We start from the raw sequence: 4,685 nt of genomic DNA, 5'->3' as shown, positions 1-4,685 counted from the left end.
ACCAACGCGCCCCAAGCCCAAAACCCCGACCTACACCCCCAACTATGAAGAGCCCTCTTACTCCAAGAATTCTTCTTCGGTGTTAGGTGCCAGGTGCCAGATACTAGGCGCCCGGTTCCCGGTTGCCTTCTGCTTGCTGGTTCCGCGAGCGTGCCGGGCTACCCCAAAATCTCTTCCTCGGTACCCGGCCCCGAATCGTGTTCGGTGTTCAGCCCGGTCACAAGGAAAACCATGCGGCGGGACACGGAAACGGCGTGGTCCCCGTAGCGCTCAAGGAAGCGCCCCAGCAGCACAACATCCACAACTTCTTGGCGCGTCAGGCTATTGTCCTCGTTGAGAACCAGTTCGAAGGACTGGCGATGGTAGTTGTCCAGCACCTCATCGTTTTCTTCGATCTTGCGGGCGAGGCTCAGATCTTGATTTTCCACAAGTTCGGACACCATCTTGCCAACCTTGGCAGCCTCATCGGCCATGGAGGTCAGAAGTTCGTAGGTGGCACCCTCGATGGCGGTTTGAGGGAAGCGGCCGCGGGCGATGTAGGCAACGTGGCGCGCAAGATCGCCCATACGTTCCAGCGTGGCAGCTAGGCGCATGGCGGAAACCACCGTGCGCAGATCGCCGGCAACGGGGGCTTGGCGGGCGAGTAGCGAAATAGCCATCTCGTCCACGTTTTGTTCGAGGAAATCGATCTGGTGATCGGCATCAATAACCTGTTCGGCAAGGGCAAGGTTGGCGTCCTTCAGCGAGGCCGCTGCACGCTCCATCGCCTTGGCCGATTGGTGGGCGAGCATCGTGAGTGTGTCCTCGAGGAGAGACATCTCCTTGCGGAATTCGTGGCGCATTGTGATCCTTGTGCTCTGTGGGTTCATTGGGCGTGGTTGATCTTCCTGCTCCCTACGGTAGCCGCGGTAAGTTAACGGGCGCTTCGGCTTTGGTGAACACTCGGCAAAGAGTGAGGTATCGCGCGGAAGTGCCGCGGGAGGCACCGTAGACTGAGTGTATGCCAAATGGTGCGATTTTGTTGCTCGCCGCCGCGGTGGGCCTCCTCGTGGGAGTGTGGGGGAGCGTCGCGTTCTTTTTGTCGGAACGCGCGCGCCGCCGCGAAGCCGTGTACCCACCCATTACCGATGATCAGGTAGCGGCCAGTCCCATTCTGGATTCGCTTCCGCAGGATTACATCATCGTTGAGAAGAGTGGCGGGGTATCCCGTGCTTCTACGCGTGCGTACTCGTATGGAATTGTGAACGACGACGAAGTTATCCGGCCAGAATTCCAACGCATCATTACCGAAACTAGGTCCGATGGCCTCATCCACGGTCAGGAAATCAGGATGAGGCGCTCCACCTTGACCGAAGATCTCGAGTCCCGCTTGATCGTGCGTTCCGCACCGATGAACGCGGGCAGGGTGTTGGTGTTGTTCGAGGACAGCACCACAAAGCTGCGATTGGAGGAGGCCCGTAGGGACTTTACAGCGAATGTGTCCCATGAGCTGAAGACGCCTGTTGGTTCCATCTCCTTGCTATCCGAAACCATTGCCAAGAGCGCCGATAATCCGGAGGCCATACGCCACTTCTCCGCGCAGTTGACCAAAGAATCGCACCGGCTGGGTGTGCTTGTACAGGAGCTGATTCAGCTCTCGAGGCTGCAAGAGGGCGATGCCCTCGTGGCATCCGAGCTGGTGAGCATTGATGACGTGGTGTCCGAGGCGCTGGACCGCATGACCGTTGAGGCGGATACGCGGGACGTGACGTTGGTCAGCGGCGGCGTGAAGGATCTGTACGTGTACGGAGACAAGACCATGCTCACCACTGCCGTGAGGAACATTCTTGATAATGCGGTGCGCTACTCTCATCCGCGTGGGCGCGTATCCGTTGGTGTGTCCAAACATGATGGCCTCGTTTCCATCGCTGTGGTTGATCAGGGACAAGGAATCCCGCAGGAGCAACAAGAACGCGTTTTTGAACGGTTCTATCGTGGGGATAAGGCGCGTTCGCGCGAAACTGGTGGGAGCGGGTTAGGCTTGTCCATAGTGAAGCACGTGGTTGCCGATCACGGTGGCCGCATGAACTTGTGGAGCGCGCCTGGTCAGGGGTCTACGTTTACGATTCTGCTGCCAGAAGCGAACCAGCCATTGGTCAACAATGCGGAAACGGCTGGCTCTGCCGGTTCGCCTAGTTCGGCGGGTTCACCACCATCGGCCAGTGCAGCCGATTCGTTTGGCTCTGCCGGTTCATCTGCTTCGGCGGGCATAGGTGGCTCAGCTGACCGGACTGCTATTGACCGGACTGCTATTGACTGACTGTTGGACGACCACCAGATCACTAACGAGTAAGGATACGGGAATGGCCAAGATTCTGGTTGTGGATGACGAACCTGTTTTCCGCGATACGTTAGCTTTCAACTTGAGCAACGATGGGTACGAAGTTCTGACCGCGGCCGAAGGCATGTCCGCGGTTGAGATCGCTGCTTCCACTGAACTGGACCTCATCTTGCTGGATTTGATGCTTCCCGGGATTTCAGGCATTGAAGTATGCAAGAGGATCCGCAAACACTCCCAGGTTCCGATCATCATGGTGACGGCCAAGGATGATGAGATCGATAAAGTGGTGGGCCTCGAGGTGGGCGCGGATGACTACCTCACCAAGCCGTACTCGTACCGCGAGCTCGTGGCGCGAATCCGCGCCGTATTGCGGCGGAGTTCGGCTGAAAATTCAGATGAGGAAGCCGGCGAAGTGCTGCGCGTTGGCCATATTGAGATGGACACGGGTGGTCACGAAGTGAGCGTTAGTGGCGAGGATGTTCAGATGCCGCTGCGAGAATTTGAGCTTCTCGAGCTCTTCATGAACAATCCGGATCGCGTCCTCACCCGCTCACAGATCCTCGATCGGATCTGGGGCTTGAACTACATTGGTGATACGAAGACGTTGGATGTGCACGTCAAGCGAATCCGGGCAAAGATTGAAAAGGACCCCGGCAAACCCACCGTTCTGGTGACCGTACGCGGCCTAGGATACAAGTTGGTTTCTTCGGCTGAATAATCGCGAGGTAGAGAACTCTCTGCCGTTCTCGCCTCGAGCATCTATCATCACAGAAGCCGATATTCGCGGTCAGAGAAGCGGCGAAAATTCTGAGCCTATACCCGTCGTGGTAGAATGTCTATCTGAATATTCATTCACTACGAAGGAGCCTCAACCGAATGGCTTTCACAATCGGCGAGACTGTGGTCTACCCGCATCACGGAGCTGCCTACATCGAGGACATTTCAACAAAGAAGATTCGTGGTGAAGAAAAGCTCTATTTGACCTTGCGCGTCATGCAAGGTGACCTCGTGATTCAGGTTCCCGCCGATAAGGTGGAGGACGTCGGCGTTCGCGATGTTTCCAACGATCAGCAGCTTGAGAACGTGTTCAACGTTCTGCGCGCCGAGCATATCGAAGAGCCCTCCAACTGGTCGCGCCGCTACAAGGCCAACAGTGAGAAGCTGACCTCTGGTGACGTCATCAAAGTTGCCGAAGTAGTGCGCGATTTGACTCGCCGCGATTCTGGCAGGCACCTGTCCGCCGGAGAGAAGCGGATGCTGGCACAAGCCCGTCAGATCTTGGGATCCGAGGTTGCTCTTGCCCGCGATGTTGAAGAAGAAGAGGCGCTAGAGCTTCTTGATCAGATCCTCGAAGAGTCTGCCCCGTCAGTGGAGACAACCGAGACTGAATAATAAGCACTGTCGTTGTCTCGGCTCCTCCACTGTCATTTCAGTGGAGACAACCAAAACTGAGTAACATTGGCGTCATGAGCGTTGTAACAGTCATAGCGGGTGCCGGAGGCGGCACCCGCCTTGGTTTGGATGGCCCGAAGGCCCTCGTGAAATTGGCTGGTAAGCCCCTGATCGTCCACGCCGTTCGGTCAATGGTGTTGTCCGGAGTGATTGACCGCTGCGTCGTGACTGCGCCCGAGGCCGATGTCCCAGCCTTTCAAGAAGCTCTCACTCACGCGGGATTAGGCGCCGCAGTTGTTGCTGGTGGCATCACGCGTCAGGCCTCGGTGGCCGCCGGCCTTGATGCCGCAGGCGATGCGGATTTTGTACTTATTCATGACGCCGCGCGGGCGTTGACCCCACCCGACCAGATCCGCCGGGTAGTAGAGGCCTTGAAGGCCGGCCACGTTGCCGTTGTTCCAGCGCTTCCTGTTGTCGATACGATCAAACGCGTAGGAGCGAGTGCCGCTGATGGCACTGAACCTGTGCTCGAAACCCTTGACCGCGCCAGCCTGCGTGGCATGCAGACACCCCAAGGATTCGATCTTCACGTGGTGCGAGAGGCTCACGCGCGCTTCGCGGCAAACGCAGCCGAAGAATCTAGCTCGGCGCCGGATGACGCCTTTCTCGTGGAAGCCGCCGGCCACCCCGTGGTGTTAGTGGAAGGCAGCGAGATGGCGATGAAAGTGACGCGCCCACTCGACCTACGAATCGCAGAGTTACTCGCCTCCGATCCCACCGTTGAATAGTCCCTCCGCTCCCGCTTCTGGACGGAGCTCTCCTCGAGAAGACTCCCCTGCTGCCAGATGTGCTTGAAGCCCAGCAAGCTCACTGTGTGCGCTCTCGCGTTTCTTGCTGGCTTCAGCTTCCATGCCTGCCAAACGCCCGGCTTCTTGCGTGCTCATTCGGTAGTCTAGTGATCGGCCCTTTACGG

The 4,685-nt window shown here is 57.7% G+C and carries 6 protein-coding genes; 4 read left to right on the top strand and 2 right to left on the bottom strand.

What is annotated here, in order from left to right; genetic code table 11:
- Nucleotides 1-158: 158 nt before the first annotated feature.
- Nucleotides 159-842, bottom strand: a complete 684-nt coding sequence (gene phoU, locus ACTHV6_RS11870) for a phosphate signaling complex protein PhoU (protein WP_441387843.1) — start codon at nucleotides 840-842, stop codon at nucleotides 159-161.
- Nucleotides 843-1,000: 158 nt separating this feature from the next.
- Between phoU and ACTHV6_RS11865 the strand changes: the two genes are divergently transcribed.
- The 4 genes from ACTHV6_RS11865 (at nucleotide 1,001) to ispD (ending at nucleotide 4,500) form a co-directional block, all read left to right on the top strand.
- Nucleotides 1,001-2,299, top strand: a complete 1,299-nt coding sequence (locus ACTHV6_RS11865; protein WP_441387841.1) for a sensor histidine kinase — start codon at nucleotides 1,001-1,003, stop codon at nucleotides 2,297-2,299.
- Between the two features lie 43 nt (nucleotides 2,300-2,342).
- Entirely contained in the window at nucleotides 2,343-3,038 is a 696-nt protein-coding gene (locus ACTHV6_RS11860; protein ID WP_441387840.1) for a response regulator, read from the top strand.
- 158 nt (nucleotides 3,039-3,196) lie between these two features.
- The gene (locus tag ACTHV6_RS11855) at nucleotides 3,197-3,712 is read left to right on the top strand and encodes a CarD family transcriptional regulator (RefSeq protein ID WP_441387838.1); all 516 of its coding nucleotides are present in this window, start codon (nucleotides 3,197-3,199) and stop codon (nucleotides 3,710-3,712) included.
- A gap of 74 nt (nucleotides 3,713-3,786) precedes the next feature.
- Entirely contained in the window at nucleotides 3,787-4,500 is a 714-nt protein-coding gene (ispD, locus tag ACTHV6_RS11850) for a 2-C-methyl-D-erythritol 4-phosphate cytidylyltransferase (RefSeq protein WP_441387837.1), read from the top strand.
- Here the strand turns inward: ispD and ACTHV6_RS11845 are convergent.
- Nucleotides 4,471-4,656 carry a hypothetical protein gene (locus ACTHV6_RS11845; RefSeq protein WP_441387835.1) on the bottom strand — a complete coding sequence of 62 codons (186 nt, stop codon included), beginning with the start codon at nucleotides 4,654-4,656 and terminating at the stop codon, nucleotides 4,471-4,473. The genes ispD and ACTHV6_RS11845 overlap by 30 nt on opposite strands.
- Between the last annotated feature and the right edge of the window lie 29 nt (nucleotides 4,657-4,685).

This window comes from Ancrocorticia sp., assembly GCF_052089425.1.
GTDB lineage: Bacteria > Actinomycetota > Actinomycetes > Actinomycetales > Actinomycetaceae > Ancrocorticia.
This window is presented reverse-complemented; position numbering and strand designations above follow the sequence as displayed.

Bases quoted from the DNA above. Each gene is read 5' to 3' on its own strand.
- phoU (WP_441387843.1), bottom strand. From the start codon at position 842: ATGCGCCACGAATTCCGCAAGGAGATGTCTCTCCTCGAGGACACACTC.
- ACTHV6_RS11865 (WP_441387841.1), top strand. From the start codon at position 1,001: ATGCCAAATGGTGCGATTTTGTTGCTCGCCGCCGCGGTGGGCCTCCTC.
- ACTHV6_RS11860 (WP_441387840.1), top strand. From the start codon at position 2,343: ATGGCCAAGATTCTGGTTGTGGATGACGAACCTGTTTTCCGCGATACG.
- ACTHV6_RS11855 (WP_441387838.1), top strand. From the start codon at position 3,197: ATGGCTTTCACAATCGGCGAGACTGTGGTCTACCCGCATCACGGAGCT.
- ispD (WP_441387837.1), top strand. From the start codon at position 3,787: ATGAGCGTTGTAACAGTCATAGCGGGTGCCGGAGGCGGCACCCGCCTT.
- ACTHV6_RS11845 (WP_441387835.1), bottom strand. From the start codon at position 4,656: ATGAGCACGCAAGAAGCCGGGCGTTTGGCAGGCATGGAAGCTGAAGCC.